General features: G+C 71.5%; 22 protein-coding genes. 8 read left to right on the top strand and 14 right to left on the bottom strand.

What is annotated here, in order from left to right:
• The first annotated feature begins 1 nt into the window (after position 1).
• The 4 genes from LJB74_RS05425 to uxuA all read left to right on the top strand — a co-directional run bounded on the left by LJB74_RS05425 (position 2) and on the right by uxuA (position 5742).
• Complete coding sequence (locus LJB74_RS05425; RefSeq protein ID WP_259307568.1) at positions 2-1594, top strand: UxaA family hydrolase; 1593 nt, start codon at positions 2-4, stop codon at positions 1592-1594.
• A gap of 61 nt (positions 1595-1655) precedes the next feature.
• Positions 1656-3077, top strand: a complete 1422-nt coding sequence (uxaC, locus tag LJB74_RS05420) for a glucuronate isomerase (RefSeq protein ID WP_259307567.1) — start codon at positions 1656-1658, stop codon at positions 3075-3077.
• Positions 3074-4465: a mannitol dehydrogenase family protein gene (locus LJB74_RS05415; protein WP_259307566.1), complete on the top strand. Its 1392-nt coding sequence runs from the start codon at positions 3074-3076 to the stop codon at positions 4463-4465. The genes uxaC and LJB74_RS05415 overlap by 4 nt, the downstream gene beginning before the upstream one ends.
• A 101-nt stretch (positions 4466-4566) precedes the next feature.
• Complete coding sequence (gene uxuA / locus LJB74_RS05410; protein ID WP_259307565.1) at positions 4567-5742, top strand: mannonate dehydratase; 1176 nt, start codon at positions 4567-4569, stop codon at positions 5740-5742.
• On the opposite strand, the gene LJB74_RS05405 is transcribed toward uxuA, so the two are convergent.
• The 6 genes from LJB74_RS05405 to LJB74_RS05380 all read right to left on the bottom strand — a co-directional run bounded on the left by LJB74_RS05405 (position 5664) and on the right by LJB74_RS05380 (position 11280).
• Positions 5664-6689 (bottom strand): Fic family protein, encoded by a 1026-nt coding sequence (locus LJB74_RS05405; protein ID WP_259307564.1) that lies wholly within the window; start codon positions 6687-6689, stop codon positions 5664-5666. The two genes, uxuA and LJB74_RS05405, sit on opposite strands and share 79 nt — an antisense overlap.
• Positions 6690-6923: 234 nt before the next feature.
• Positions 6924-7706, bottom strand: a complete 783-nt coding sequence (locus LJB74_RS05400) for a dienelactone hydrolase family protein (RefSeq protein ID WP_259307563.1) — start codon at positions 7704-7706, stop codon at positions 6924-6926.
• Between the two features lie 150 nt (positions 7707-7856).
• Positions 7857-9284: an MFS transporter gene (locus LJB74_RS05395; protein WP_259307562.1), complete on the bottom strand. Its 1428-nt coding sequence runs from the start codon at positions 9282-9284 to the stop codon at positions 7857-7859.
• 110 nt (positions 9285-9394) lie between these two features.
• Entirely contained in the window at positions 9395-9835 is a 441-nt protein-coding gene (locus tag LJB74_RS05390; RefSeq protein ID WP_259307561.1) for a nitroreductase family deazaflavin-dependent oxidoreductase, read from the bottom strand.
• A gap of 111 nt (positions 9836-9946) precedes the next feature.
• Entirely contained in the window at positions 9947-10723 is a 777-nt protein-coding gene (locus LJB74_RS05385; RefSeq protein WP_259307560.1) for an MFS transporter, read from the bottom strand.
• On the bottom strand, positions 10654-11280 hold the full coding sequence (locus tag LJB74_RS05380; RefSeq protein ID WP_259307559.1) for an MFS transporter: 627 nt from the start codon (positions 11278-11280) through the stop codon (positions 10654-10656). Before LJB74_RS05380 ends, LJB74_RS05385 begins: the two co-directional genes overlap by 70 nt.
• Before the next feature lie 95 nt (positions 11281-11375).
• Between LJB74_RS05380 and LJB74_RS05375 the strand changes: the two genes are divergently transcribed.
• On the top strand, positions 11376-12389 hold the full coding sequence (locus tag LJB74_RS05375) for a magnesium transporter CorA family protein (RefSeq protein WP_259307558.1): 1014 nt from the start codon (positions 11376-11378) through the stop codon (positions 12387-12389).
• Positions 12390-12465: 76 nt separating this feature from the next.
• On the opposite strand, the gene LJB74_RS05370 is transcribed toward LJB74_RS05375, so the two are convergent.
• Positions 12466-14271 carry a glycoside hydrolase family 15 protein gene (locus tag LJB74_RS05370; RefSeq protein WP_259307557.1) on the bottom strand — a complete coding sequence of 602 codons (1806 nt, stop codon included), beginning with the start codon at positions 14269-14271 and terminating at the stop codon, positions 12466-12468.
• A 179-nt stretch (positions 14272-14450) separates the two neighbouring features.
• Between LJB74_RS05370 and LJB74_RS05365 the strand changes: the two genes are divergently transcribed.
• Positions 14451-15218 (top strand): SDR family NAD(P)-dependent oxidoreductase, encoded by a 768-nt coding sequence (locus LJB74_RS05365; protein ID WP_259307556.1) that lies wholly within the window; start codon positions 14451-14453, stop codon positions 15216-15218.
• Positions 15215-16069: an MIP/aquaporin family protein gene (locus LJB74_RS05360; RefSeq protein ID WP_259307555.1), complete on the top strand. Its 855-nt coding sequence runs from the start codon at positions 15215-15217 to the stop codon at positions 16067-16069. The genes LJB74_RS05365 and LJB74_RS05360 overlap by 4 nt, the downstream gene beginning before the upstream one ends.
• A 68-nt stretch (positions 16070-16137) precedes the next feature.
• Here LJB74_RS05360 and tatA read toward each other — a convergent pair whose 3' ends face one another.
• The 6 genes from tatA to LJB74_RS05330 form a co-directional block, all read right to left on the bottom strand.
• Positions 16138-16356, bottom strand: coding sequence for a Sec-independent protein translocase subunit TatA (gene tatA, locus LJB74_RS05355; RefSeq protein WP_259307554.1), 219 nt, complete (start codon positions 16354-16356; stop codon positions 16138-16140).
• 56 nt (positions 16357-16412) lie between these two features.
• Positions 16413-19313: a glycoside hydrolase family 2 TIM barrel-domain containing protein gene (locus LJB74_RS05350; RefSeq protein ID WP_310650817.1), complete on the bottom strand. Its 2901-nt coding sequence runs from the start codon at positions 19311-19313 to the stop codon at positions 16413-16415.
• A gap of 119 nt (positions 19314-19432) precedes the next feature.
• Entirely contained in the window at positions 19433-21571 is a 2139-nt protein-coding gene (locus LJB74_RS05345; protein WP_259307553.1) for an alpha-galactosidase, read from the bottom strand.
• Between the two features lie 183 nt (positions 21572-21754).
• A complete protein-coding gene (locus tag LJB74_RS05340) occupies positions 21755-22669 on the bottom strand; it encodes a carbohydrate ABC transporter permease (protein ID WP_259307552.1) in 915 nt (304 codons plus the stop codon).
• Positions 22666-23493 carry a carbohydrate ABC transporter permease gene (locus tag LJB74_RS05335; RefSeq protein ID WP_259307551.1) on the bottom strand — a complete coding sequence of 276 codons (828 nt, stop codon included), beginning with the start codon at positions 23491-23493 and terminating at the stop codon, positions 22666-22668. The genes LJB74_RS05340 and LJB74_RS05335 overlap by 4 nt, the downstream gene beginning before the upstream one ends.
• A gap of 153 nt (positions 23494-23646) precedes the next feature.
• Positions 23647-24936: an ABC transporter substrate-binding protein gene (locus LJB74_RS05330; RefSeq protein WP_259307550.1), complete on the bottom strand. Its 1290-nt coding sequence runs from the start codon at positions 24934-24936 to the stop codon at positions 23647-23649.
• A 366-nt stretch (positions 24937-25302) separates the two neighbouring features.
• On the opposite strand from LJB74_RS05330, the gene LJB74_RS05325 reads away from it, so the two are divergent.
• Positions 25303-26331 carry a LacI family DNA-binding transcriptional regulator gene (locus tag LJB74_RS05325; protein WP_259307549.1) on the top strand — a complete coding sequence of 343 codons (1029 nt, stop codon included), beginning with the start codon at positions 25303-25305 and terminating at the stop codon, positions 26329-26331.
• Here the strand turns inward: LJB74_RS05325 and LJB74_RS05320 are convergent.
• Positions 26318-26797 carry a GNAT family N-acetyltransferase gene (locus LJB74_RS05320; RefSeq protein WP_259307548.1) on the bottom strand — a complete coding sequence of 160 codons (480 nt, stop codon included), beginning with the start codon at positions 26795-26797 and terminating at the stop codon, positions 26318-26320. The two genes, LJB74_RS05325 and LJB74_RS05320, sit on opposite strands and share 14 nt — an antisense overlap.

The following is a 26797-nucleotide window of genomic DNA, read 5'->3' as shown; positions in this document are numbered from 1 at the left end:
GATGACCAGCGAGACCCGCCCCGTGCACGACGCCGCGGACCTGCCCGACGACGCCGTGGGGGTCGTGGACGTCTCCGACGTCGCCCTCGTCCTGCGCCCCGACGACGACGTCGCGATCGCGACGAGGGACCTGGACGCCGGCACGACCCTGCGCACACCCACTGCGGTGCTGGTGCTGCGCGGCGATGTGCCGCGTGGCCACAAGCTCGCGCTGCACGACGTCCCGGCCGGGCAGACGGTCCACAAGTACGGGCAGTCGATCGGCCGCGCCACCGCGGACATCTCGGCCGGAGACCACGTCCACTCGCACAACCTGGGCATGGACGGGACCGCCCGGGTGCACGAGTTCGGGACGGCGCGCACGGTGCTCCCGGTCCCGACGGGTCCGGTGCGGACGTTCCAGGGCTACCACCGCGCGAACGGCCGCGTGGGCACGCGCAACTTCGTCGCGGTGCTCACCTCGGTGAACTGCTCGGCCTCGACCGCCAAGATGATCGCCGACCAGTTCCGCGGTGCGGCCCTCGACGCCTATCCCCACGTGGACGGGGTGATCGCCCTCACGCACCAGAGCGGCTGCGGGCTCGTGCCCGGGAGTGACGGTGCGAACACGCTGGTCAGGACTCTGCGTGGGTATGCGCAACATCCCAACGTCGGTGGCCTGCTGGTCCTCGGCCTCGGGTGCGAGATGGTGCCGGTGCAGTCGCTCGTCGACGGGCTGGACCTGCCGGCGGACACCCTGGTGCAGACCCTCACCATCCAGGACAACGGCGGCGTGCGGGCGACGGTGCGGGCCGGCGTCGACCTGATCACGGAGATGCTCCCGGTGCTCGACGCGCGGCGTCGCGAACCCGCGCCGATCAGCGAGATCGTGCTCGGACTGAACTGCGGAGGTTCGGACGGCTACTCGGGGATCACCGCGAACCCGGCACTCGGTCGCGCGTCGGACCTGCTCGTCGCGGCCGGCGGGACGTCGGTGCTGGCCGAGACCCCCGAGGTCTTCGGCGCCGAGCACCTGCTCACGCGACGCGCAGCCTCGGAGGCCGTCGGCCGGCGTCTGCTCGACCGGCTCGACTGGTGGCAGGAGTACGCCGCGGCCGGTGGCGGGACTCTCGACAACAACCCGTCGCCGGGCAACAAGGCGGGTGGGCTGACCACGATCCTCGAGAAGTCCCTCGGTGCGGTGGCGAAGGCCGGTCAGGCGGACCTCTCGGCCGTCGTCGAGTACGCCGAGCCGGTCACCGAGCGCGGGCTGGTCTTCATGGACACCCCGGGCTACGACCCGGTCTCGGTGACGGGCATCGTCGCCGGGGGAGCGACGGTCGTGTGCTTCACGACGGGCCGGGGCTCGGTGTTCGGGTGCCGCCCGACCCCGTCGATCAAGCTCGCCACGAACACCGAGATGTTCGAGCGGATGTCCGAGGACATGGACCTCGACTGCGGCCGGGTCGTCGACGGCACCGCGAGCCTCGACGAGGTCGGCGACGAGATCTTCGAGCGGATCATCGCCGTGGCCTCCGGCGAGCAGACCGTGAGCGAGGGCCTCGACATCGGTCAGGAGGAGTTCGTGCCCTGGCAGCTCGGCACCGTCACCTGACCGCACGACCGGCCGCACGCGGCCCCGAGCCCCTGACCGATCTCGCCAGAAGACAGGAACCATGTCGAGCCAACCAGCGCCGCTGACCCTCCACCCCGACCGACTGCTCCCGATCGACACGGGTGTACGGAAGGTTGCACGCCGTCTGTACGACGCCGTGCGCGACCTGCCGATCATCTCGCCGCACGGGCACGTCGATCCCCGGATGCTGCTCGACGACGTCCCGTTCCGGGACCCGGCGCACCTGTTCGTGACCCCTGACCACTACGTCACGCGCCTGCTGCACGCGTCGGGCGTCCCGCTCGAGTCCCTGGGCGTCGGGCAAGGACCGCTGTCGGACGAGTCGGCGCGTGAGGCGTGGCGCCTGCTGTGCGCGCACTGGGAGATCTACCGGGGCACGCCGGTGCGGTACTGGCTCGAGTCCGAGCTCGTCGAGATCTTCGACGTCGCGGTACGCCCGTCGGCGGCCACCGCCGACCTGCTGTACGACCACATCGCGGAGCGGTTGGCGCAGGACGCGTACCGTCCGCGGGCGTTGTTCGACCGGTTCCGGATCTCCGTGCTCGCCACGACCGACGACCCCTGTGACGACCTGTCCGCGCATGCGGCGCTGGCTGCCGACCCGACGTGGAGCGGGCGCGTGATCCCGACCTTCCGGCCGGACCGGTACCTCGAGGTCGTCGAGCCGGGCTGGGCCGACGCGGTCACGCGGCTCGGTGAGGTGGCCGACACGGACACCGGGACGTACGCGGGCTGGGTCGCAGCGATGGAGAACCGGCGCCGGTACTTCATCGAGCACGGTGCTCGCTCGGCGGACCACGGCCACCAGGACGCCGGCACCCAGCCGCTCGCGCCGGCGGAGGCCGGACGGCTCTATCGCCAGGCTCTGACCAGCGGCGTCACCCCGATCGAGGCCGTGGCGCTCCGTCGGCACATGCTGCTCGAGATGGCGCGGATGTCCACCGAGGACGGGTTGACGATGACGCTCCACACGGGCGTCCTGCGCGGGCACCACCGTCCGTCGGCCGAGCGGTTCGGCCCGGACACCGGCCACGACATCCCGCTGCGGGACAGCTTCACGGAACCGCTGCGGCCGCTGCTGGATCGATACGGCACCCACCCGAACCTCCGGCTGGTCCTGTTCACGCTGGACGAGAGCGCCTTCTCGCGCGAGCTCGCACCGCTCGCGGGCTTCTACCCGGCGGTGTACCTCGGTGTCCCGTGGTGGTTCCTCGACGCACCCGAGTCGATCCGGCGGTGGCGGTCCGCCGTCACCGAGACCGTCGGCTTCTCGCGGACGGCCGGGTTCGTGGACGACACCCGCGCGTTCTGCTCGATCCCCGCGCGCCACGACATGTCCCGCCGGCTCGACAGCGGGTTCCTCGCCCAGCTGGTCGCGGAGCATCGCCTCGACGAGGAGGAGGCCCTGGAGACCGCCGTCGACCTCGTCGCCGGTCGCACGACGGAGGTGTTCCAGCTGTGACCGCTCTCGTGCGGGTCGGCACCACCCCTCCGGTCCGCCACGTCCACCTCGGCCTCGGCAACTTCTTCCGGGCTCATCAGGCGTGGTACACCGCGCATGCCGTGGATGGTACGGAATGGGGGATTGCGGCCTTCACCGGGCGCTCGCCGGACCTCGCACGCGTGCTCGCGGCGCAGGACGGGCTCTACACGCTCGTGACACGAGCGAGCGACGGCGACCGGTTCGAGGTCGTGCCCAGCATCGCGCGAGCCCACGCCGCCGGGGACCACGACGCGTGGCTCCACCACCTCGCCTCGGCCGACGTGCAGGTGATCACCACCACCGTCACCGAGGCCGGCTACGTGCGGACCGCCTCGGGAGGGCTCGACGCCGCACGCCCGGAGGTGGTCGCCGACGTCGAGGCGTTGCGTGCCGACCCGACCGCGTTCGTCCGCACCGCCCCCGCCAAGCTCGTCGCGGGTCTCGCTGCTCGCCGCCGGGCCGATGCCGGTCCGCTCACGGTGGTGCCGTGCGACAACCTCCCGGCGAACGGCCCGGCCGTCGCCCGCCTGCTCCATGAGCTCGCCGAGCTGGTCGACCCGGGGCTGGCGGCCTGGATCGACGACACGATCACGTACGCCACGACGATGGTCGATCGCATCACTCCCGAGCCGACGGCCGAGGATCTGGCGACCGTCGCGGCGCAGACAGGTGTGCGCGACGGCGCCCCCGTCGTCACCGAGCCTTTCAGCGAGTGGGTGATCAGCGGTCGGTTCGCGGCCGGGCGACCACGGTGGGAGGACGCCGGCGCCACCTTCACGGACGACGTCGCACCGTTCGAGGACCGCAAGCTCTGGCTGCTCAACGGCGCGCACTCGCTGCTCGCGTACGCGGGATCGCTACGCGGCCACACGACCGTCGCGGAGGCGATGCGCGACGAGACCTGCCGCGCCTGGCTCGACGAGTGGTGGGACGCGGCCGCGGCGCACGTGACGCTCCCCGCACGTGAGATCGCGGCCTACCGGGCGGCGCTGACCGAGCGGTTCGCGAACCCGCGCATGCGGCACCGGCTGGACCAGATCGCGTTCGACGGCTCGCAGAAGCTGCCGATCCGGACGCTGCCGACGCTGCGCCGCGAGCTCGAGGCCGGTCGGGTGCCGCCCGGTGCGACGCGGCCCGTCGCGGCATGGGTCTGCCACCTGCGCGGGCTCGGGGCCCAGGTGACCGATGCGCGCGCCACGACCTTCGTGCCGCTCGCGACCGGCCGGCTCACGCAGGCCGTCCCCCGCGTGCTCGACGCGCTGGACCCGGCACTGGCCGCGCACCGTGAGCTGGTGGCTGCGATCCTCGACCAGGCCAGCGAGCTCGAGAGATCGGTCGCGGTACGGTCGGTCGTCCCGACGCCTTGATCGACCACCGTCCGGGCCGGACAGCTCGGCGCGGGCGTGCTGCCGACCCGTCGGGGCGCGCGTCCCGGACCCGCAGGACCTACGGAACGAAGGAGAGCGCGGTGGAGCACACCTGGCGATGGTTCGGACCGGCCGACCTGATCACCCTGACGGACATCCGCCAGACGGGTGCGACAGGTGTCGTCACCGCGCTGCACGAGATCCCCAACGGTCAGGTGTGGCCCGAGGAGGCGATCGCCGAGCGCCGGCGCATGATCGAGGATGCGGGCCTGACCTGGTCCGTCGTCGAGAGCGTCCCGGTGCACGAGGACGTCAAGCGAGGCTCCCCGGAGCGCGACCGGTGGATCGAGGCGTACCAGCAGACCATCCGGAACCTGGCCGCTCAGGGCATCGACACCGTGTGCTACAACTTCATGCCGGTGCTCGACTGGACGCGCACCGATCTGCGGTACGTGCTCCCCGACGGCAGCTGGGCACTGAGGTTCGACCAGGAGGCATTCGCCGCGTTCGACCTGGTGATCCTCGCGCGCCACGACGCGGCCGCCGAGTACACGCCCGACGAGGTCGACGCCGCGCGTGCGTTCGCCGCGCGACTGACAGCGGCAGAACGCGATCAGCTCGTCCGCACGATCATCGCCGGGCTCCCGGGGTCGGAAGAGGCGTACACGCTCGACACGCTCCGCGAACGGCTGGCGCTGTACCGCGACGTCGACGAGGACCGGCTGCGGGAGAACCTCGGGTACTTCCTGCGCGCTGTCGTCCCGGTGGCCGAGGAGGTCGGCGTGCGCCTGGCCATCCACCCCGACGACCCACCCCGCTCGCTGCTCGGCCTCCCGCGCGTCGTCTCGACCGAGGCCGACACCCAGTGGCTGCTCGACGCCGCCCCGAGCGCCGCGAACGGGCTGACGTTCTGCACGGGCTCGTTCGGCGTCCGGCCCGACAACGACCTGGTGGCGATGGCGACCAGGTTCGCGCCACGGATCTACTTCGCACACCTGCGGTCGACCGAGCGCGAGGCGAACCCGCTCAGCTTCCACGAGGCGACCCATGCGGGTGGGGATGTCGACATGGTCGGCGTCATCTCGGTGCTCGTCACCGAGGAGCGTCGCCGCGCGCGTGAGGGTGGGCCCCGCCTCCCGCTCCGCCCCGATCACGGTCACCAGCTGCTCGACGACCAGGGCCGCCGGTCCAACCCGGGCTACTCGCTGATCGGCCGGCTCAAGGGACTCGCGGAGCTTCGCGGCATCGAGACCGCGGTCCGCCGCCTCCTTCCCTGATCCTGCTGGTCGGCAGGGTCGCGGACGTACTTGTCGGCGAGGTAGTCGTCGACCCAGGTCGCGCAGCTGCGCCAGTGGCCGTCGTCCCCGCGCTCGGCCCGTAGCCGCCCACGCTGGGCGGCGTTGCGGAGCGCGACGCGGCTGGTGCCCGGTCGTTCGAGCGAGGACAACCGGACGAGTGGTGCCGGTGCCCCCTGCGCCGCGGCCTCGAGCTGCGAGAAGCCGTCGAGGATGCTCCGGGCGAACATCAGGGCGAGCGGCGCGTGGTCCCCGGTGTCGGAACGGTGCAGGGCGTGCACGTACCGGGCGTGATCGCGTGCGGCGAGGCGCACGGGTGCGTGCCCACGCCTGACCAGGAGCAGGTTGACGAGGAGCCGACCGACGCGTCCGTTCCCGTCGACGAACGGGTGGAGCTGCTCGAACCGGGTGTGGGCGATCGCGACCTGCTCCACGAGCTCGGGCGTCGAGGACGGGGCGTCGTTGACCTCGTCGAGCCAGTCCCGCAGGCGGGGTTCGACCGTGGCGGCGGCGGGGGTGCGCAGCCAGCCGGCGAACGGCCGGAGGTTGCGTGCGCGCAGCGTCCCGGGCACGGTGTCGAGGGCGGTGTCGGGAGGGCCGGCGTGCCATGCGGGTCGGAGCGCGAGGCGGTGGAGGTTGCGGATCTCGGTCAGGGTGACCGGTCGAGCCGCTTGCTCGTCGCTCGGTCGGTGCGCCTGTGCGTGGACCCATCGGACGGCGTCGGCGTAGCCGGTGACCTCGAGGTAGTCGGCCAGCAGGTGGTTGCCGACCGCTCGACGGTTGTTCAGAAGTTCCTCGACATCGTGCCGAGAGAGCGCGTTCCCGGCGAACGAGGTCGAGGAGTGCGCCTCCTGGAGTCGCAGCGCGTCCCACCCAGCTGGAGTCTCGGTGGTGGTCGGGAGGCCACCAAGATGTGCTCTGATCTGCATGATCGCTGTCTCGAGGCGTCCGCGGACCTCGTCGCGGAGATTCTCCGAAAGAACTGGCGACGCAATCTTGCGGCGATCTGGCACATCTGATTAGAACACAGCAAATTCTGGCGGTCTCGCCTGACGCGCGCAGGAGTTGCTGCGTGCGGCTCGATCGGCGTGCAGCGCAGCAGGAGTCGTCCGCAGATTCTTCCCGACGAACGTGAGCGCTGCCCGGAGCCCGCTGCGGACGACCTACCCGAGCACCTCGGCGAGGAGGTCCTTCATCGCGACCCAGCTCCGGCGCTCGGCCGTCGCCTGGAACTGCGCGCCGTGCGCGGGGGCGTCGGTCCCCGGGACCGAGAAGGCGTGCATCGCACCGGAGTAGGTGACGATCTGCCACTCGACGCCGGGCGCCTGGCGCAGCTCGTCCTGGAACGCGACGATCGCGGAGTCCGGGACGACGGGGTCGGCGGCGCCGGTGAGGACCAGCACGGAGGCCGTGATCGCGGCAGCCTCTCCGGGCGGTCCGACCTGCAGCCCGCCGTGGAACGACACGACGCCGGCCAGGTCGGCGCCGGACCGGGCGAGCTGGAGCACCGTCGAGCCGCCGAAGCAGTACCCGATCGCCGCGAGTCGTGAGGCGTCGACGGCCGGCTCGGCGGCGAGCCGTGCGAGCCCTGCCGCGGCCCGCGCACGGAGCAGGGGCAGGTCGGCGTAGAAGCCGCGGGCGACCTCGGAGGCCTCGGGCCCCGTGGCCGGGCGGACCCCCTCGCCGTAGATGTCGGCCGCGAAGGCCGCGTAGCCCAGCCGTGCGAGCAGCTCGCAGCGGACGCGGACGTGGTCGCCGACGCCGAACCAGTCGTGCACCACCAGGACCCCGGGGAAGGGACCGTCGCCGCCCGGCATCGCCAGGTGACCGAGCAGGGTGGTGCCGTCATGGTCGTAGCGCACGTCCATGGTCCGGATCGGGACCGCCGGGAGGGGCTCGCGTGCGAGCAGGTCGACGAGCAGGGGATCGGAGATCGACGAGGTCACCGCCTCATGGTGCGCCGCAACGGGCCGGGTACGGCCGTGCCGGCGTACGGCGTGTCGCCCCCGCCCCGCCCCGTCCTCTCGTCAAGTGGAGCGATGTGCGCGCGACACGCGGGCGTGTCGCGCGCACATCGCTCCACTTGACGAGAGGGGTCAGCGGGTGCGGCGGGCCAGGTCGATCAGGCCGATCACGAGTGCGAGGGCGGCGATGGCGACGCACGCGCGGAGTCCGTGGCTCACGGCGAGCGCGGCGTCCCCCGTCGTGCGCAGGCCCGCGAAGTAGAGGGAGCCGATCGCCGCGATCCCGGTGGCCGTGCCGAGGCGTTGCCCGGTCTGGAGCACGCCGCCTGCCGCGCCGGCCCGGCGAACAGGTACCTGCGCGAGCGTCAGGGTCTGGTTCGGGGAGATCACGAGTCCGCTGCCGAGCCCGGCGAGCAGCAGCGGGAGCGCGGTCCACCAGCCGAGGTCCGAGGCCGCACCGTGCCGGTCGATCACGAGGTCGGTCGCGACGATCCCGACGATGAACAGCACGAGACCGGCGACGACGAGGCGCCGTCCGAACCTGCTCACGATGCGCCCGCCGACGAGGGCCGCCACCGCGGAGCCGAGGGCGAAGGTCGTGACCGCCAGCCCGGCGAGCAGCGGCGAGTAGCCGAGCCCGTTCTGGAAGTACAGCGTGAGGACGAAGAAGATCCCCGTGAACCCGGCGAAGTACACCAGGGCGAGCGTCGACCCGGCCGTGTAGCTGGCGAGCCGGAACAACGAGACGTCGACCATCGGCGCCCTCCCGCGCGCGAGGTACCGCCGCTCCCAGGCGCCGAAGACCCCGAGCATCGCGAGCCCGGCAGCGATCCAGACCACGTCCGACGTCCGCCAGCTCTGACCGCTCACGAGAGGCCACAGGATCGCGACGACTCCGGCGCCGAGCATCAGGGCCCCGATCGGGTCGAGGTCGCGGTCGGCCGCGGCGGTCGGTTGCCGTGACGGCGGCAGGTAGCGGAACGCGAGGACGATGGCGAGCGCACCGATCGGGACGTTGACGAAGAAGATCCAGCGCCAGCCGACGTCGACGCCGAACACGGCGATCAGGGCACCGCCCAGAACCGGGCCGATCGCGGTCGAGATGCCGATGACGGTGCCGAGTCGACCGAAGGCGCGCCCGCGCTCGTCCCCGCGGAAGAGCTGCTGGATGAGCCCGGAGACCTGCGGGTTGATGATCCCGCCGCCGACTCCCTGGAAGAGGCGCGCGAGCACGAGCCACGTCGGACCGGGGGCGAGACCGGCCAGCATGCTGCCGACCGTGAAGACGACCACGCCCACGACGAACACCGTTCGGCGTCCGCGGGCGTCGCCGAGCCGCCCGGCCGCGACGAGCACGAGACCGAAGCTCAGCGCATAGCCCGAGACGATCCACTGCAGCTGGCCGTCGCTCGCCCCGAGCCCCGCGCGGATCGACGGGAGCGCGACGTTGACGATGCTCACGTCGAGCAGGGTCATGAACCCCGCGGTGAGGCAGACCGTGAGCGCCTTCCAGCGCTGCGGGTCCGGCTCGTGCAGCGTCTCGTCCGCGATCCCGGTCACCGAGGCAATCTACCCGCGGCCGTCGGGAGGATCGGACCTGGTCACCGCCCCGTCAGCACGGTGCAGTCGAGGTCGACCGACCGGTCGGCGCAGCGCAGACCAGGGTCAGGTCAGCGGGCCGGCCGCTCGAGCACGAACACCGGGATCTCGCGCGTCGTCCGCCGCTGGTAGTCCGCATAGTCGGGATACGCCTCAACCGCGCGGGCCCACCACAGCGCCTTCTCGTCGCCGTGCACCTCGCGCGCCACCATGTCCCACTTCTGCGGGCCGTCCTGCAGCTCGACCTCGGGGTGGTGCACGACGTTCGCGTACCACGCGGGGTTCTTCGGGGCGCCACCCAAGGACGCGACGATCGCGTAGGTGCCGTCGTGCTCGACGCGCATGAGCGCCGTCTTGCGGAGCTTGCCCGACCGTGCCCCGACCGATGTCAGGATCACCACCGGCATCCCGCGCAGCGTCACCCCCTCGGTGCCGCCGGACGCCTCGTACAGCTCGACCTGGTCGCGGGCCCACGCGGCGGTGCCCGGCTCGTACTCTCCGACAAGTGGCATGGGCCCAGGAGACCTCACCGCCCGCGCCGGCGCAAGGGTGTCGGCACGAGGTGGACGCCGCGCGTGCCGCTGCGAGGTGCCGATAGACCGCTGCGAGGTCCCGACCGACCGCTACGCGGCACCGACCGGGCGCGCCGCGGCGCGGGACTGCCGTCGCGCGAGCCACAGCACGGGCAGGACGAGGGCACCGGCGATCCCCGCGAGCCCCGCGAAGCCGACCGTCACCATGAGCGCACCCGAACCGATCGCCCCGATCGCCGCGGCGGCGTTCATCGCTGAGTCCCCGGCCCCCTGGACGAGCGGGCGCGAGCCGGCCGGGACGGACTGCGACAGCAGCGCCGAGGCCGGGACCGTGACGATCGACCACCCGAGCCCGAGCAGGAACAGCCCGACGACGACGGCACCGGCCGAGGACGGGGCGATCATGTTGAGCGCCGCCGAGACCACGAGGACGCCCTGCCCCGCCAGGATCACCGGCAGGCGGCCGAACCGGTCGGCGGCCGACCCGACCAGCGGTGCGAACGCGTACATCCCGAGCACGTGCACGCTGATCGTGATGCCGACGATCGTGATCGAGTGACCGTGCTTCGCCAGGCTGACGGGCGTCATGGTCATCACCGAGACCATCGCCACGTGCGCGAGGACGAGTGCCGTCAGCGCGAACCGCGCGGCAGGCACCTGCCGGATCTCGCCCAGCGCGCGCCGCAGGTTCACGGGGGAGCGGGCCGCCCCTGCGCTCGCGGGGGCCCCGGCGGACGGGGCTCGGCGGTGCTGCGCGGCGACCGCCAGCGGGTCGGGTCGCATGAGGAGCGACACGGTCACCGCCGTCGCCGTGAGCAGCACGGCACCGATGACGAAGGCGCCGGACAGCGGGGGAGCCCCAGCCACGACTCGACGACCTTGCCCGGGATCCCGAGGTTCGGGCCGAGGACGGCTCCCAGGGTGCCGACCCACACCACGAGGGACAGGCTGCGCGCGCGGTGCGCAGGGACCGCGAGGTCCGTCGCCGCGAAGCGTGACTGGAGCCCCGCAGCGGACCCGGCCCCGAGCGCCATCATCCCGACGACCATCACCGCCACGGACGACGTGGAGGCCGCGACCACGAGCAGGGCCGCGCCGACCGCTGCGGATCCCCACGCCAGGGTGAGGGACCGGCGACGCCCCTCTCGCGCCGCGAGCACGCCGAGCGGCAGGGCGAGGAGTGCGGCGCCGATCGTGACCGAGGCTCGTGCGATCCCGGCCCAGGCCTCGGACCGGGTGATCTCCTCGGCGAGCAGGACGCCGATCGACGGCGCCGCACCGATGCCGAGGGAGCCGAGCACCTGCGCGACCAGCAGCACCCGGAGCGTCCGGCGGCGCGCGACCGCGACCTCGGGGAGGTCCAGCCAGGCGGCCTCCGGATCCGCGTCCGTGGCACCTGGCGTGCCGTCCGTCGTCGATGCCACGGAGGAACCCTATGCCCCCGGAGGTATCCGCCCGGATCGCGGTGGACGTTCTGCGTGGCGCCACACGTGCGTCGCCACGAGGGCAGACTGAGCCCATGACCAGTGACGACGGGATCGTGCGGAGCCGCCTGTGGCGCGACGGGAACCTGGCGGAGGAGGACTTCCCGTTCGAGCGGACCTCGGACTACCTGAACCAGGACGGCTGCCTCGTCTGGGTCGACCTGTGCGCCCCGGACCCGGCGCACCTGAGCGAGCTGGCCGAGGAGCTCGGCCTCGACCCGCTCGCGGTCGAGGACGCTCTCGCCCGCCAGGAGCGGGTCAAGTCGATCAGGTACGCGACCCACACGTTCCTCACCGTCTACGCGACCTCGCTCGCCGACGGGACGGCCGCGCCGACCCTGCGTGAGGCCGGTCTGAAGGTCGCCCGGATCTCCGTGTTCATCCTGCCCCGGGGCATCGTGACCGTCCGCCAGGGCCGCGACTTCGACATCGACGAGGTGGTGCGCCGCTGGGACGACAACGGGGACATGCTCAGGTACGGGGTCGGTGCCCTCGTGCACGGGCTGCTCGACGTCGTCGTCGACGGCCACTTCGAGGCCGTGGAGATCCTCGACGACGAGATGGAAGGTCTCGAGGACCGGCTCTTCGACGAGCACGCGTCGACGAACGAGCTGCAGCGCCAGACGTACCGGATCCGCCGCGACCTGGTCGACCTGCGCCGGGTGGTCCTCCCGATGCGCGAGGTCGTGAACGCGGTGCTCCGTCACCGCAAGGACATCGACGCCCCCGCTGAGCTCGACGCCTGGTACGACGACCTCTACGACCACGTCCTGCGCGCGTCGGAGTGGACGGAGTCGTTGCGCGACATGATCACGACGATCTTCGAGACGAGCCTCTCCCTGCAGGACGCCCGGCTGAACACCGTGATGAAGAAGCTCACGGCGTGGGCCGCGATCATCGCGGTGCCGACCGCGGTGACCGGGTACTTCGGTCAGAACGTGCCGTACCCGGGTTTCGCGCAGCACTCGGGGTTCGTGCTGAGTGTCGCGGTGATCGTCGTGCTGGCTCTCGGGCTCTACGTGTCCTTCAAGCGCCGCGACTGGCTCTAGCCTGACGAGCCGCGCACCGCGCGCACCTGACGAGCCGCGCACCTGACGAGCCGCGCACCGCGCGCGCCGGCGGACCTCAGTCGCGGGTGTGACGGATCGTCTCGTCGCTGCGGTGCGCACGCCCGGCGTGGAGCTGGAGGCCGCTGGTCACGAGCGGGAAGTGGCTGAACGCCTGCGGGGTGTTGCCGAGCTGACGGCCGGCGACGGGGTCCCACTCCTCGCTGAGCAGCCCGACGTCGTTGCGCAGCGTCAGCAGGCGCTCGAACAGCTCGACCGCCTCGCGCTGGCGGCCGGCCAGGTGGAGCGCGTCGACGAGCCAGAACGAGCAGGCCAGGAACAGGCCCTCGCCGCCGGGCAGGCCGTCGTCCGACTCGGAGGTCTGGTAGCGCCGGACGAACCCGTCCTGCGTGAGGTCGCGCTGGATCGCGGTGATCGTCCCGAGGACGCGCGGGTCCGTCGCGGGCAGGAACCCGACGCGGGGGATCATGAGCAGGCTCGCGTCCAGCGACGGCGCACCGTACGACTGCGTGAACGTGCCGAGGGTCTCGTCGTAGCCGTGCGCGAGGACGTCTGCGTGGATCGTGTCGCGCAGCGCCTCCCAACGGTCGGCGGGGCCGTGCAGCTGCGGGTGGGTCCGGACCGCGCGTGACATCCGGTCGGCCGCGACCCAGGCCATGACCTTCGAGTGCGTGAAGTGCCGCCGCGCGCCGCGGACCTCCCACAGGCCGTTGTCTGGCTGGTTCCAGGCGCCCTCGAGGTGCTCCATCAGTGCGGTCTGGACGTCCCACGCGTCGTCGCGGGCACCGAGGCCGGACTCTCGTGCGAGGCACAGGCCGTCCAGCGTCTCTCCCCAGACGTCGAGCTGGAGCTGGTCGGAGGCCGCGTTGCCGGTGCGGACCGGTCGGGACCCCTCGTAGCCGGCGAGCCAGGGCAGCTCGGCCTCGGGCAGCCGCCGGGTGCCGTCGAGCGCGTACATGATCTGCAGCTCGGCGGGGTTGCCCGCCACGGCGCGGAGCAGCCACTCGCGCCACGCCTTGGCCTCGGCGAGGTACCCGGCGGAGAGCAGGGCCTGCAGCGTGTACGTCGAGTCGCGCAGCCAGCAGTAGCGGTAGTCCCAGTTGCGCGGGCCGCCGAGCTGCTCGGGCAGCGAGGTCGTGAGCGCGGCGACGATCCCGCCGGTCGGCTGGTAGGTCAGCGCCTTGAGCGTGAGGAGCGACCGGGTGATCGCGTCGCGGTACGGGCCGGTGATCCTCGTGCCGCTGCGCGACCAGTCCGTCCAGAACGCGAGCGTCTCGCGCAGCGCGACCTCGGGGTCGACGACCGCGGGTGCGTGCTCGTAGCTGTGGTGCCACGTGAGGACGAACGGGACCCGGTCGCCGGCGCGCACGGTGATCTCCGAGACCGTCGCCCAGTCCTGCCCGCGCGTCGGCGCAGGGGTGCGCAGCCGGACGGCGTCGGGCCCGGCCACCGCGATCATCTGGCCGGGCTGGTGGCGCACCCACGGGACGACGCGCCCGTAGTCGAAGCGGAGCCGCAGCGTCGACCGGACCGGGACCGCACCGCTGACGCCCTCGACGATCCGCACGACGTCGGGGGCGTGGCCGCGCGGCGGCATGAAGTCGATCACCCGGATCGTCCCCTCCGGGGTGTTCCACTCCGTCTCGAGCACGAGCGTGTCCTCGACGTACCGCCGGCGGGTGCACGTTCCGCCGGACTCCGGGGCGATCTGCCAGTGTCCCGACTCGGGGGTGTCGAGCAGTGCCGCGAAGCACGCAGGGGAGTCGAACCGGGGGAGACAGAGCCAGTCGATCGAGCCGTTCGTCGCGACCAGCGCACCGGTCTGGAGGTCTCCGAGCAGGGCGTAGTCCTCGATGCGAGCCATCTCCTGATCCTGTCAGTCATCGCTGGACGTGACCTGGACCCGCCGACCGTGGCACCCAGGTGGCGGGGTTAGCGTGGGCGGCGCGCGACCCGTCCGGCACGTGCGTGCACGTCCCTGCACGTACCCGCAGGTGCCGGGACTCGGGAGCGGCCGACCGTCACCGATCGAAGGAGCGTCCCGTGCTGCTGACAGGAAAGACGATCGTCGTCACCGGAGGCAACAGCGGCATAGGCGAGGCGATCGTGCTCGCCGCCGCGGCGGAGGGCGCGAACGTCGTGATCGACTACGTCGCCCACCCGGAGGAGACGACCGCGCTCGTCGCGCGGGTCGAGGCGGCCGGCGGGCACGCGGTCGGGGTGCGTGCGGACGTCTCGAAGGTCGCGGACGTCCAGGCCATGGTCCGCACCGCGGTGGAGACCTACGGACGGCTCGACGTGCTCGTCAACAACGCCGGGATCGAGACCCGCACCTCGGTGCTCGAGACCACCGAGGACGACTTCGACAAGGTCATGGCGGTCAACCTGAAGAGCGCGTTCTTCGGCACGCAGGCCGCCGCGCAGCAGTTCATCGCGCAGGGCGGCGGCGGTCTCGTCCTGACGATCTCGTCCGTCCACGAGGACTGGCCGATGCCGGGCAACGCCGCGTACTGCGTCTCGAAGGGTGGCGTCCGGATGCTCACCCGCACGGCGGGCGTCGAGCTCGGCGCGCACGGCATCCGGGTGGTCAACATCGCACCGGGCGCGGTCTCGACCCCGATCAACGCCTCGACCGAGAGCGACCCGGTCAAGATGAAGGCGCTCGACGCCGCCATCCCGCTGGGTCGGATGGCCGAGCCGGCGGAGATCGCGGACGTCGTGGTGTTCCTCGCGTCGGGCCGGGCGGGCTACATGACGGCGACGACGGTCGTGGTCGACGGCGGCATCATGCAGGGCAGCGTCGGGCTGTGACCCGGGTGCCACGGCTCGCCGACCGGGCGTCGCCGACCGTGGCCCGGAAGGGACCCGACGGCGGGTGGCACTGGGTGCCGTGGGTCTGCGAGCTCGTCGGCACGGCGATCCTCATCGCCGGTGGACTGTCCGCGGTGTTCCTCGACTTCGGTCCGGGGAACCCGGTCGCGTCGGTACTGCCGTCCGCCTCCGCCCGGCTGCTGCTGACGGGCCTGCTCTTCGCCGGGACCGGCAGCCTCGTCGCGCTCAGCCCGATCGGGCGGGTGAGCGGCGCTCACCTGAACCCTGCGGTGACGCTCGCGTTCTGGCTGCGCCGCTCGGTCCACCCGCACGACCTCGTCGGCTACGTCGTCGCGCAGCTGCTCGGTGCGTTCGCGGCGACGATGCTCCTCGAGCTCACGTGGGGTCGCACCGCGCAGGCTCTGCACCTCGGTGCGACGCAGCCCGGGCACGGGCTGAGCGACCTGGCCGCAGCTGCCGTCGAGACGGGGATGACCGCGATCCTGGTCCTGATGATCCTGCTCATGACGTCGAGCGCACGGACGGCCCGGTGGACCCCGCTCGGCAACTGGCTCGTGGTGGCGACGTTGGTGTGGCAGGGCGCGCCATACACCGGGGCGAGCCTCAACCCGGCGCGGAGCCTCGCCCCGGCTGTCCTCGCTCCCGAGCTCGCCCACCTGTGGGTGTACCTCGTCGGACCGCTCGCAGGCGCGGTCCTCGCGGTGGGTGTGCTGGCGATGCTCCGCACCACGGGCACGGTCACGGCCAAGCTGTTCCATGACCCCCGGTACGCCAGCACGCTCGCGGCCGAGCTACCGACGGCCGTACGGCACGTGCGCGCCATGGTCTGACGGGCGTGCGCGACGGGCGTGCGCACACGACGGCTCGGGTGCGCGACGACCCGGCGCGGGCGTGCGCCTCAGACCTTGTCGGTGGGTGAGGGCTCGGTCGGCGGCACGGTCGGCGGCGCGGGCGTCGAGGAGGAGTCCTCGCGCAGGTCCTTGACCTCGTTCTTGAAGATCTTCATCGACTGACCGACGCTCTTGGCCATGTCAGGCAGCCGCTTGGCGCCGAACAGCAGCACCAGGACGATCAGCACGATGAGCAGATGGATGGGCTCGAGACCGTTGCGGAACATGACGAACCTCCGTGGGGGTGATGACGTGAGAGTAACTGGTCAACATGGCGTGTCGGTCACGCCTGGTCACCGGAGGCCAACGGCGCCAGCCGGACGGTCCAGGTAGCCGGAGTCGCGTACAGCTCGTACGCGGGGAGCACCCCCGGTCCGCACGACGCGCTGCCCAGCCCGGTCTGCGCCAGGTCGAGGTTCACGTAGACCCGGTCACGTGGCACGAGGTCGATCGTGTGGCTCGCGGCGTCGAGGTCCTCGCTGGTCCAACGGCGCACCGTGAGCTCGACCGACGGCTTGCCCTCGATGCGCACCCCGCCGTCTGCGCCCCGGAGCTCGGCCCACCTCACGCCGGTCCGGTTGCCGTTCTCCTGCGGGCGGAGGTAGGGGGTCTGGAGGTCGTCGACGGTGCTGCGGTAGCGGCCGACGACCGCCGACCGCGAGCTGTCGGCGTAGGCCTCCCCGGGACCGCCCCCGAACCACTCGACCTCCTCGATGCCGGCCGGCAACGCCATGCGGAGCCCCAGGCGGGGGATCGGATCGGTCCACGGACCCTCGGGGACGACGTCCACGGTCAGCACCAGGGCGTCGCCGTCCGCTGCCCAGTGGTACGTCGTGAGCATGCCGAGGTCGGTCGCGGCGGGGGCCACCCGGGTGCGCAACGTGAACCCGTCGGCATCCCAGCGGCGCTCGACGACCCGGTGCAGGAGGCGGTCGAGCCCGAGCTCGCGCCACCGCGGGGCCACCGGGGTCCCGTGCATGCCGAGGTCGTTGTCCGTCGGGGCGCGCCACAGGTCGAGGCGCGGGCCGTCGACCTCGAGACCGCCCAGGCGGGTCAGGACACCGGTGTGCTCGTCGAAGAGGCTCCGGCTCAGGGTGCCGGTGGCTGTGGCCTTCGCCGTCCGGGCACCGCCTGCCTTCTTCTTGGTGCTCGGCCGGTGCTTTCCCGCACCGACCTGGAACTGCCCGACGGCGACCTCGTGGCCGGCCGGCGCCCACGTCGCGTCCTGGGCGAGGACCGCCCGCACGGTCAGCCACGACTCGTGGGCGACCGCGGCCGGAGTGGGCAGCGGGACCGTGACGGTGCCCTGCGCCGGGACCGGAGGGACGGTCAGCTCGCCGCGCTCGCTCGCGACCCCCTCGACCTCGTGGGCCCAGGTGAACCGCAGCGCCGACGTGTCGGCGAAGTCCTGCAGGTTGGCGATCGTGACGCGCCCACGCTCGACCGTCACCCGCACGGGGGCGATCACCGCCTTGTACTCGATCAGCCCGGGCGACGGCGTGCGGTCGGGGAACAGGAGCCCGTCGGCGACGAAGTTGCCGTCGTGCAGCGGTTCTCCGAAGTCGCCGCCGTACGCGAAGAACTCGCGGCCGTCGTCGGTGCGCTGGCGGATCCCGTGGTCGATCCACTCCCAGATGAAGCCGCCCTGGCACCGGGGGTACCGCTCGAAGAGCTGCTGGTACTCGAGCAGGCCGCCAGGGCCGGTGCCCATCGCGTGCCCGTACTCGCACAGGAGGAACGGCAGGCTCCGTCGATGGGCGTCGAGCTCCGGGTCGATGGTGATCGGCTCGGCGTGCCGGCCGATCTCGTCGACCTCGGCGTGCGTCGCGTACATCCGGCTGAACACGTCGACGTAGCCCGACTCCCAGTCGCCCTCGTAGTGCACCGGGCGCCCCGGGTCCCGCTCGTGCGCGACGGCGGACATGGCCGGGAGGTTCTGGCCCGAGCCGGCCTCGTTGCCCAGCGACCACATGATGACGCTGGGGTGGTTCTTGTCCCGTTCGACGGTGCGGCGGATCCGGTCCAGCAGCGCCGGGCGCCACCGGAGGTCGTCGCTCGGGTTGCCCATCCAGTCGGTGAAGAAGAAGCCGTGCGTCTCGTAGTCGCACTCGTCGATCACGTACAGGCCGTACTCGTCGCACAGGTCGAGGAAGTCGGGGTGCGGCGGGTAGTGGCTGGTCCGCACGGCGTTGACGTTGTGCTGCTTCATGAGCCGCACGTCCGCGAGCAGGTCCGCCGCGGTGACGGCCCGGCCGCGGTCGGGATCCCACTCGTGGCGGTTCACGCCCCGGATGAGGATGCGTCGTCCGTTGACGGTGAGGAGGCCACCGGTCACGGCCACCGTGCGGAAACCGATCCGCAGGCTGATCGTCTCGCCCCCGGCGGTGAGCGTCGCGATGTACAGGCGGGGTTGCTCCGCCGACCAGGGCTCGACCTCCGGGAGGATGTGCGGTCCCGCGGCGGGGACCTGGTCGAGGCCGAGCTCCGGGACCGTGAGCAGCGCGGGGACGTCGGTCTCGACGCGCAGCGTGCCGCTCCCGGTCAGGTGGTCGTAGTCGGCGTGCACGAACACGTCGTCGACGGCCCCTGCCGGCCGGGAGATCACGCTCACGGAGCGGAAGATCCCCGACATCCACCACATGTCCTGGTCCTCGAGGTAGCTCGCCGGGGACCACTGGTGCACGCGGATCGCCAGGACGTTCGCGCCCGCCCGCAGGTGCGGCCCGACGTCGAACTCGGTCGTCAGACGGCTGCCCGTCGACCAGCCGAGCACGACCCCGTTGAGCCAGACCGTGAACGCGGAGTCGACGCCGAGGAACCGCAGCACGGCGTCGCCGTCGGGCCACTCCTCGGGGAGCTCGAAGACCCGCCGGTACTCGCCGGTCGGGTTCTCGTCCGGGACGAACGGCGGGTCCACCGGGAACGGGTACCGGACGTTGGTGTACGCGGGGTTGCCGTGGCCCTGGAGCTGCCAGTGCCCGGGGACCTCGATCGTCCCCCAGGTGGTGTCGTCGAACCCGGGTGCCTCGAACCCGTCCGTCGCGTCGTCGGCGCGAGGGACCAGGTGGAACGACCAGGTGCCGTCGAGCACGAGGCGCGCGGCGTCGGACGTCACATGGGCGCGGGGCGCACGGCGCCCTTCGCCGGGGGCCATGCTGGTCAGCAGGAGCGGGGGTGTACTCACGGGATGTCACCTCGACGTGGGCTGGGCGGGTGCACGCGGCCGGTGCGCGGGCAGGAGATCGGGTCGTACGGGCTCTCGGGGCGGTGCCGTACAGGGTCGGCCGGCACCGCGACGTCCGGTCAGGGCACGGCCGTCACCACCACGACGATCGCCTGCGCAGGATCGAGCACCGGCATCGAGAGGCCCGAGCGTGTCAGGATCGCCCCGGTGACCACCAGGTCGCCGGCGCGTGCGGCGGCGAGCCACGCCGGCTCGGCCCGCTGCACCGTGGCCGGCGCGGGGATCCCCGTCGGCACGGTCACCCGGTACCGACGATCCGGGTCGAGGCCCGGGAGCGTGCGCAGGCCCGGCCGTGCCGACCGTCCGCTCTGCAGCTCGGCGAACGTGAACACCCCGGCACTCGCGTCGCGCGCCACGACGCCGTGGAGGCGCTCACCCGGCTCGAGGCCGTCCGCACGGACCACGTCGCCGCCGTGCAGGAGCGGTCGGAGCTCCTTGTACAGCGTGATCCAGTCGCGGAGCTGGTCGAGCTCGGCGGGCGGGCACGTGGTGATGTCCCACTCGAGACCGGCGTGGCCGAACAGGGCCGTCGCGCACCGCATCCCGAGGTCGACATGACGGTGGGTCGTGTGGGCCACGGGCGGGCCGACATGGGCACCGATCAGCTCCGGTGGCAGCAGGAGTGAGGTCCAGAGCTGGATGTCGACCCGTTCGACCGCGTCGTTGCAGTCGGAGGTCCACACCCGGTGCGTCCGCTCGAGGATGCCGAGGTCGACGCGCGCGCCACCGCTCGCACAGCTCTCGATCTCCAGACCGGGGTGCCGGGCGAGCAGCGCGTCGAGAAGCGCGTACACCGCGACCGTCTGCCGGTGCACCGCGGGCCGCCCGGAGCTGACGGCCTCGAGCAGGTCCCGGTTGTGGTCCCACTTGAGGAAGTCGATGCGGTTCTCGGTGACGATCGCGTCCAACCGCTCGAGGAGGTGCGACCAGGCCAGCGGGTTCGTGAGGTCGAGCACGTGCTGCCGCCGCCACGGTCGCCCGTCCGCCGGGCCGAGGACCCAGTCCGGGTGCGCACGGGCGAGGTCCGAGTCGAGGTTCACCATCTCGGGCTCGACCCAGAGACCGGCCTCCATGCCGAGCGCGTGCACCCGGTCGACCAGGGGGAGGAGACCGTCGGGCCAGGCCTCGTCGCTGACGACCCAGTCGCCGAGGCCCCGGGAGTCGTCCCGTCGCCCACCGAACCAGCCGTCGTCGAGCACGAACCTCTCGACGCCGATCGATGCCGCGGTCTCGGCGAGCTCGAGCAGCTTCCCGAGGTCGTGGTCGAAGTACACGGCCTCCCACGTGTTGAGGACGACCGGCCGGGGTGACGACGGGTGCTGGGGCCGCGCACGCAGCCGGCGGTGCAGCCGGGCGGAGATGCCGTCCAGCCCGTCGGCCGAGTGGATGAACAGCACGGTCGGGGAGGTGTGGGCCTCTCCCGGTGCCAGCCGGACCTCGGCCGCCTCGAGCAGCTCACCGCCGCCGAGCACGCTCCCGTGCGCGCCCGCACCGCCGGGAAGCTGCTCGACCAGGTGCGTGTGGTTGCCGCTCCAGGCGACGTGCGTGCTCCAGACCTCGCCGTGCCGGAAGCCGAACCCGGGCGTGCCGGCACTCATCAGGAGGGTCGCGTCGTGACCGGTGCGGCCGCGACGGCTCGCCCGGAGGTGCGTGCCGTGCTGCACCTCGAAGCGCTGCGGTGCGCGCTCGCGGGTCCAGCGACCCGTCAGATCGAGGCCTTGCACCGCGCGCTCGGGGATCGGCAGCAGGTGCTGCAGCGACACGAGCTCCAGCACGCCGTCGCCGACGTTCGTGACGGTCACCTGCTCGCTGAGCACGCCGTGCTCGTCCAGCGCGAGGACGAGGGCGACCTCGACGGCGGCGGCGTCGTCACGGGCATGCACCGTGACACGGCCCGCGTCGACGACGACGGGCGTGGAGAGCTGCAGACGCGGCGGGCGGCTCGTCCCGGCGCGGGCGATCTGGAGCCCGGGCGTCCCCGCCCAGCCGTCGGACTCGGAGGGCAGGAGCGTCAGCGGGAACGGGGCGTCCAGCGTGCTGTGCGGGACCGGGGCGCCGGTGGTGCGCCGGAGCGCGTCGACGTCATCGCCGAGGTCGCCGCCCCAGTGCAGGACGCGGGGGAGGAGCGGTCCGGAGACGTCGAGCACGACCGCGACGCCGGCGGCGCGGAGGTTCACGAGGTCAGGGTGAGCCGTCACGGCAGGGGTCCTCCTGGGGTGCGAGATGGTCCGTCGTCTGCCCGTCCGGGGAGGCCGGGCACACGGTGCGGGAGGGGGAGAGGAGCGGGGGGACGGTGGGTGAACGGCGCTGGGTGGACTGCGCTGGGTGAACGGCGCTGGGTGAACGGCGCTGGGTGAACGGGGCTGGGAAGTCGCGCGGGGTCACCCCTTCGTCGACCCCATGGTCAGCCCGGAGACGAACTGCTTCTGCAGCAGGAAGAACACGATCAGCGTCGGCAGCGCCACGATGATCGATCCGGCCGAGAGCAGGTTGAAGTCGGTGAAGAACTGCCCCTGGAGGTTGTTCAGCGAGCTCGTGATCGGGAACTTGTCGCCGCTCTGGAGCAGGACCGTCGCCCAGAAGAACTCGTTGTAGATCCAGGTGACCTCGAGGGTGGCGAGAGCTGCCAACGGGGGCCGGCACAGGGGAAGCGTGAGCTGCCACCACTGCCGGAACACGCTGGCACCGTCGACGTCCGCGGCCTCGTAGAGCTCCATCGGGATCGTCTTCATGTAGTTGCTCAGGACGAACGCGCAGAACCCCGTCTGGAACGCGGTGTTGATCGCGATCAGACCCCACAGGCTGTTGAGGAGGGTGCCTGAGTCATTGATCCACAGGGGCACTGGAATGGCACGGAACATCCGGTAGATCGGGATGAGCAGTGCTTGCGGCGGGAGCAGGTTCGCCGCGGTGAACATCCCGAGCAGCGCCAGGTTGAACTTGTAGGTGAACCGGGACACCACGAACGCAACCATCGATGACAGGAGAAGGGTGAGGACCACCGCCGGGATGGTGATGATCGCCGAGTTGAGGAAGTGCCGCGTGAAGTCGCCCTGCTTCCAGGCGTTCGTGAAGTTTGAGACGGTGAACCCGCCGAACGACGCATAGCCGTGGATCGCGGTGTAGCTGTAGTTGCGGAAGCTGTTGTACAGCGCCCACAGGAGCGGGAAGATCCAGGTCGCCGCGACCACGATGAGGAAGACGTGCAGGAGCCTGCGGGCGGGGGTGGTCCGCTTCTTCCGCACCATCGGTGCAGAACCGACGGTCCTGGACTGATCGAGCGCGACGGTGGTCATCGGTCCCCCTTCATGACGACGCGCAGGTAGATGACGATGAAGCCCGAGCTGATCAGCAGCATCACCGTCGCCAGCGCCGAGCCGAACCCGATCCGGCTCGCCTCGCCGACGACGTTCTGCGTCACGAGGGTCGCGATCAGCTCCAGGCCGTTGCGCCCGCGGTTGATGATCCAGACGAGGTCGAACGCACGGAGCGACTCGATGAACGTCACCACGAGGATGATGACGTTGATCGGCCGCATGACCGGGAAGATCACCCGGAAGAACGCCTTCGACTCGGTGCAGCCGTCGATCGCGGCGGCCTCGCGGAGCGAGTGGTCGACGGCCTTCAGGCCCGCCAGGTAGAGCAGCATGATGTAGCCGACCTGACGCCACGAGGTCGCCACCAGGGCGGCCCACAGGTTGTACCGCTGGTCGCCGAACCAGTCGATGGTGCTGCCGGTGACGGCATTCAGCAGACCGTTCTGCTGCGAGAAGATCAGCTGCCAGATGAAGCCGATGAGGGCGAGCGAGAGCACCACCGGCATGTACAGCGCCATCTGGTAGACCCGCGTGCCACGGATCTCCTTGTCGAGGAGCACCGCCAGGAACATCCCTGCCGGTGTGGCGACGAAGAACATGACGAGCAACCAGATGAGGTTGTGCGTCATCGCCGGCCAGAACGGCGGGTAGTTCGTGGCGATGTTCCGGTAGTTCGTCAGGCCGACGAAGTCGTGCGCGGACAGGTTCCCGATCCCGTTCCACCGGGTGAACGAGAGCACCACGGACGAGAGGGCGGGAAGCCAGATCAGGCCGACCACGACGATGCTCGGGATGGCGACCATCAACGTGATGGTGAGCCGATCCGCTCGGCTGCGCCTCCGCTTGCGGCCCCCCGCCGTGCGGGCAGATCAGGTCTGCCCGCACGACGCGGTTCGGCAGGGGAGGAGGGGATCTCAACGGGCACGGAGGACATGCTCACCCTCGTCTCTGCGGGGTCAGGAGGCGAAGATGGACTTCTTCTGGCTCTCGATGCTGTTCACCAGGCCGTCGACGTCCTTCGGGTTGCCGATGAAGGTCTGGATCGCGGGGATCATGACCGTCGAGGCGAAGTCGGGGCGCGTGTCGCGGTCCATGAACTGGGAGATGTGCTTGGCGTTGCCGATGAACTCGACGGCCTTCTTCTGCAGGGCGGTGTACCCGGAGGTGTCGGCCTTGCTGTTGGCCGCGATCACGGTCGGGTCGCTCTTGACGTAGACCTCCTGCGCGGCGGCGGTGGAGAGGTACGTGAGGAAGTCCTTGGCGCCGGCCTCGTTCTTCGGCTTCTTGGACATCATGAAGCCGTCGATCGGGGCCTCGATCGCGTCGGTCCCGATGGTCGAGTCCATCTCCGGGAAGGTGAAGAAGTCGAGGTCCTCGCGGTCGGCGCCGGCGCTGAACTGCTGGCCGACGAACATGCCGAGGACGTAGGTCGCGGCCTCGTTCTTCTGCAGCGACTGGGCGGCCTCCTGCCAGGTGCGGCCGAGCGAGTCGGGCTGCGAGACCTCGAGGAGCTTGCGCCACGCGTCGAAGACGTTCTTGACCTTCTGGTCGGTCCACGACTCCTTGCCGGCCATCAGGCTGATGTGGAAGTCGTAGCCGTTGAGCCGGAGGTTGAGCTGGTCGAACGTGCCCATCGCGGGCCAGCCGTCCTTGTCCGCGAACGCGAGCGGGACCATCCCGTCCTTCTTGATCTGGGCGGAGAGCGTGTAGAAGTCGTCCATGGTCTTCGGGACGGTGTAGCCCTTCGCCTTGAAGACGCTCGGGCGGTAGAAGACGGCCCACGGGTACGTGTCGAACGGGATGAAGTACTGCTTGCCGTCGGTGCCGGTGGACGCGGCCTTGAAGCCGTCGCTCATCCCGGTGACGTTCTTCCAGACGTCGCTGATGTCACCGGCGAGGCCCTGCTCGGCGAAGAACCGCATCCGGTAGCCGGCGAACCAGGTGAACACGTCGTCCGGCGAGCCCTGGAGGTAGTTGTTGATGTTCTCCTGGAACGTGTTGTGGTCGACGGTGTTCGTCTGGATCGTGACGCCGCCGCTCTGCGCCTCGTAGGCCTTGACGAACGCGGCGTAGGCCGCCTTCGGGACGGCGTCCGACTGGTTGGAGCCGAACGTCACGACGCCGCTCGCCTTGGACCCTGCGGTGGCCCCGCCGGTCGAGGTGGAGGTGGAACCCGATCCGCACGCGGCGAGGGCGGCGAGGGCGGCGGCGCCCATCGTCCCCTTCAGCATCGTGCGTCTGCTCATCGGGCTCGACATGAACGACGAGAGGAAGGCGGACGGGACAGAGCTCGAGCTCGGCTCGGAATTCACTTGGGACACGACTCCTCCTGGGAACCCATGCACGTCGACATTGACGGGGGACGGACGGTGGTGCGCAGAGCGTGTCGCGGAGGGTGTGAGTGGTGCGCCTCGTTGCGACTCGGTACATGAAACCGTTGATCATCCGAGAGTGCAAGGGGTAGCCTCGCCTCAGTTGATAACGCTTTCACGACGGGTCGGGTCGATGCCGGTCCCGGTTCTCGTCATGTCCGACCGGCGGACACCGATGTCCGTCGGGGGCCGTGCGCGCAACGGTCGCTCGCCCGGCTCACGCGAAAGTAGGGTTTTCCTGTGAACAACGCCTCCCAGCGTCGACCCGTCATCGCCGACGTCGCGCGGGTCGCAGGCGTGTCCGTCCCGACCGTCTCGCGTGTCCTGACCGGGTCGGTCCCGGTGAGCGAGGAGAAGCGCGCGCTCGTCCATGCCGCGATCGAGGAGTTGCGCTACCGCCCGAACGCCGCCGCTCGGGCGCTCGTCAGCGGGAACCCCTCGATGATCGGCGTCGTGGCGATCGACACCACGCGGTACGGCTACTCGCAGACGCTCCGCGGCATCGAGGCGGCCGCCCGGGACGCCGGGTACGTCGTCGTGATCGTCGTCGTGGACTCGACCGACCCGCGCGACCAGGAAGCAGCCATCGACATGCTGCTCGGTCAGGCCGTCGCCGGGGTCATCATCATCGAGTTCGACCCGGTCGGCGTCGCGGTGGCCGACGCGTTCCCGATGACCACGCCCGCCGTCGCCGTCGGGACCGCGCGCCGGCGGTCGAGCCGGCACCCGCGGTCCTACCTCGACGACCAGGCCGCCGCGACCGTCGCGACGCGGTACCTGCTGGACCTCGGCCATCGCACGGTCCACCACCTCGCGATCCCGCTGACCACCGGTCGGGTGGGCCGGGCCATCGGCTGGCAACGGGCGCTCGCCGCGGCGGGCGCGCCGGTCCCTCCGCGGGTCGACGCGGCCTACGACCCGGCCTCCGGGTACGAGGTCGGCAAGGTCCTGGCCGGGGACCCCGAGGTGACGGCAGTGCTGTGCGGCAACGACGAGCTGGCGATCGGTCTCATGCGGGCCCTCAGCGAGGCCGGGCGGTCCGTCCCGGGCGACGTGAGCGTCGTCGGCTTCGACGACCAGCCCTTCGCAGCGATGTGGACGCCGTCGCTCACGACCGTCGTCCAGGACTTCGACCGCCTCGGGCGGCGGGCCTTCGCCCAGCTGGACGCGCTGATGCGGACCGGCACCGCACCTCGCGTCTCGCACGAGATGCCCCGGCTCGTCATCCGGGAGAGCAGCGGGCCACCGCCGGGGGTCAGTCCGCGCTGACCTCTCGCTCGTACGTCACCCAGGTCGTGCGCGTCGCCACCTGGTCGTAGAGCCGTTGCGCCGTGGTGTTGTCCGCCGCGGTGATCCACCGGACGGTCCCACCGCCGTGCGTCCGGGCTTTCTCGTCGAGCGCGGCGAGCAGGGCCGTCGCCGCTCCCTCGCCCCGGTGCGCCGGGTCCGTGAAGAGGTCGTCTAGGTACCAGCTCGGACCGGCGGTGAACGTGTCGGGCTGGTCACGCACGTGCGCGAACCCGATCACCTCGCCATCCTTCTCGGCGACCAGGGCGTGCTCGGGGTGCGCCGGATCCATCAGCCACGCCCACACGCCGTCGAGCACCGTCGCGGAGAACACCGTCTCGTAGAACGCGCCGTACGCGGTGAACAGGGCGCGCCACCGCTCCTCGTCGCCTGCCGCGATCGGGCGGACGACGAGGCCTGGCCGCGCGTCGTACGCGGGGGCCGTCAT

Origin of the sequence: Cellulomonas sp. P24 (assembly GCF_024704385.1) — a bacterium.
GTDB lineage: Bacteria > Actinomycetota > Actinomycetes > Actinomycetales > Cellulomonadaceae > JAJDFX01.
Note: the sequence above shows the minus strand (reverse complement) of the source record. Positions and strands in the feature narration are given on the sequence as shown.

Coding starts and splice junctions, on each gene's coding strand:
- LJB74_RS05425 (WP_259307568.1), top strand. CDS start 2: ATGACCAGCGAGACCCGCCCCGTGCACGACGCCGCGGACCTGCCCGAC.
- uxaC (WP_259307567.1), top strand. CDS start 1,656: ATGTCGAGCCAACCAGCGCCGCTGACCCTCCACCCCGACCGACTGCTC.
- LJB74_RS05405 (WP_259307564.1), bottom strand. CDS start 6,689: ATGCAGATCAGAGCACATCTTGGTGGCCTCCCGACCACCACCGAGACT.
- LJB74_RS05390 (WP_259307561.1), bottom strand. CDS start 9,835: ATGCCACTTGTCGGAGAGTACGAGCCGGGCACCGCCGCGTGGGCCCGC.
- LJB74_RS05375 (WP_259307558.1), top strand. CDS start 11,376: ATGACCAGTGACGACGGGATCGTGCGGAGCCGCCTGTGGCGCGACGGG.
- LJB74_RS05370 (WP_259307557.1), bottom strand. CDS start 14,271: ATGGCTCGCATCGAGGACTACGCCCTGCTCGGAGACCTCCAGACCGGT.
- tatA (WP_259307554.1), bottom strand. CDS start 16,356: ATGTTCCGCAACGGTCTCGAGCCCATCCATCTGCTCATCGTGCTGATC.
- LJB74_RS05340 (WP_259307552.1), bottom strand. CDS start 22,669: ATGACCACCGTCGCGCTCGATCAGTCCAGGACCGTCGGTTCTGCACCG.
- LJB74_RS05335 (WP_259307551.1), bottom strand. CDS start 23,493: ATGGTCGCCATCCCGAGCATCGTCGTGGTCGGCCTGATCTGGCTTCCC.
- LJB74_RS05330 (WP_259307550.1), bottom strand. CDS start 24,936: ATGAGCAGACGCACGATGCTGAAGGGGACGATGGGCGCCGCCGCCCTC.
- LJB74_RS05320 (WP_259307548.1), bottom strand. CDS start 26,797: ATGACGGCCCCCGCGTACGACGCGCGGCCAGGCCTCGTCGTCCGCCCG.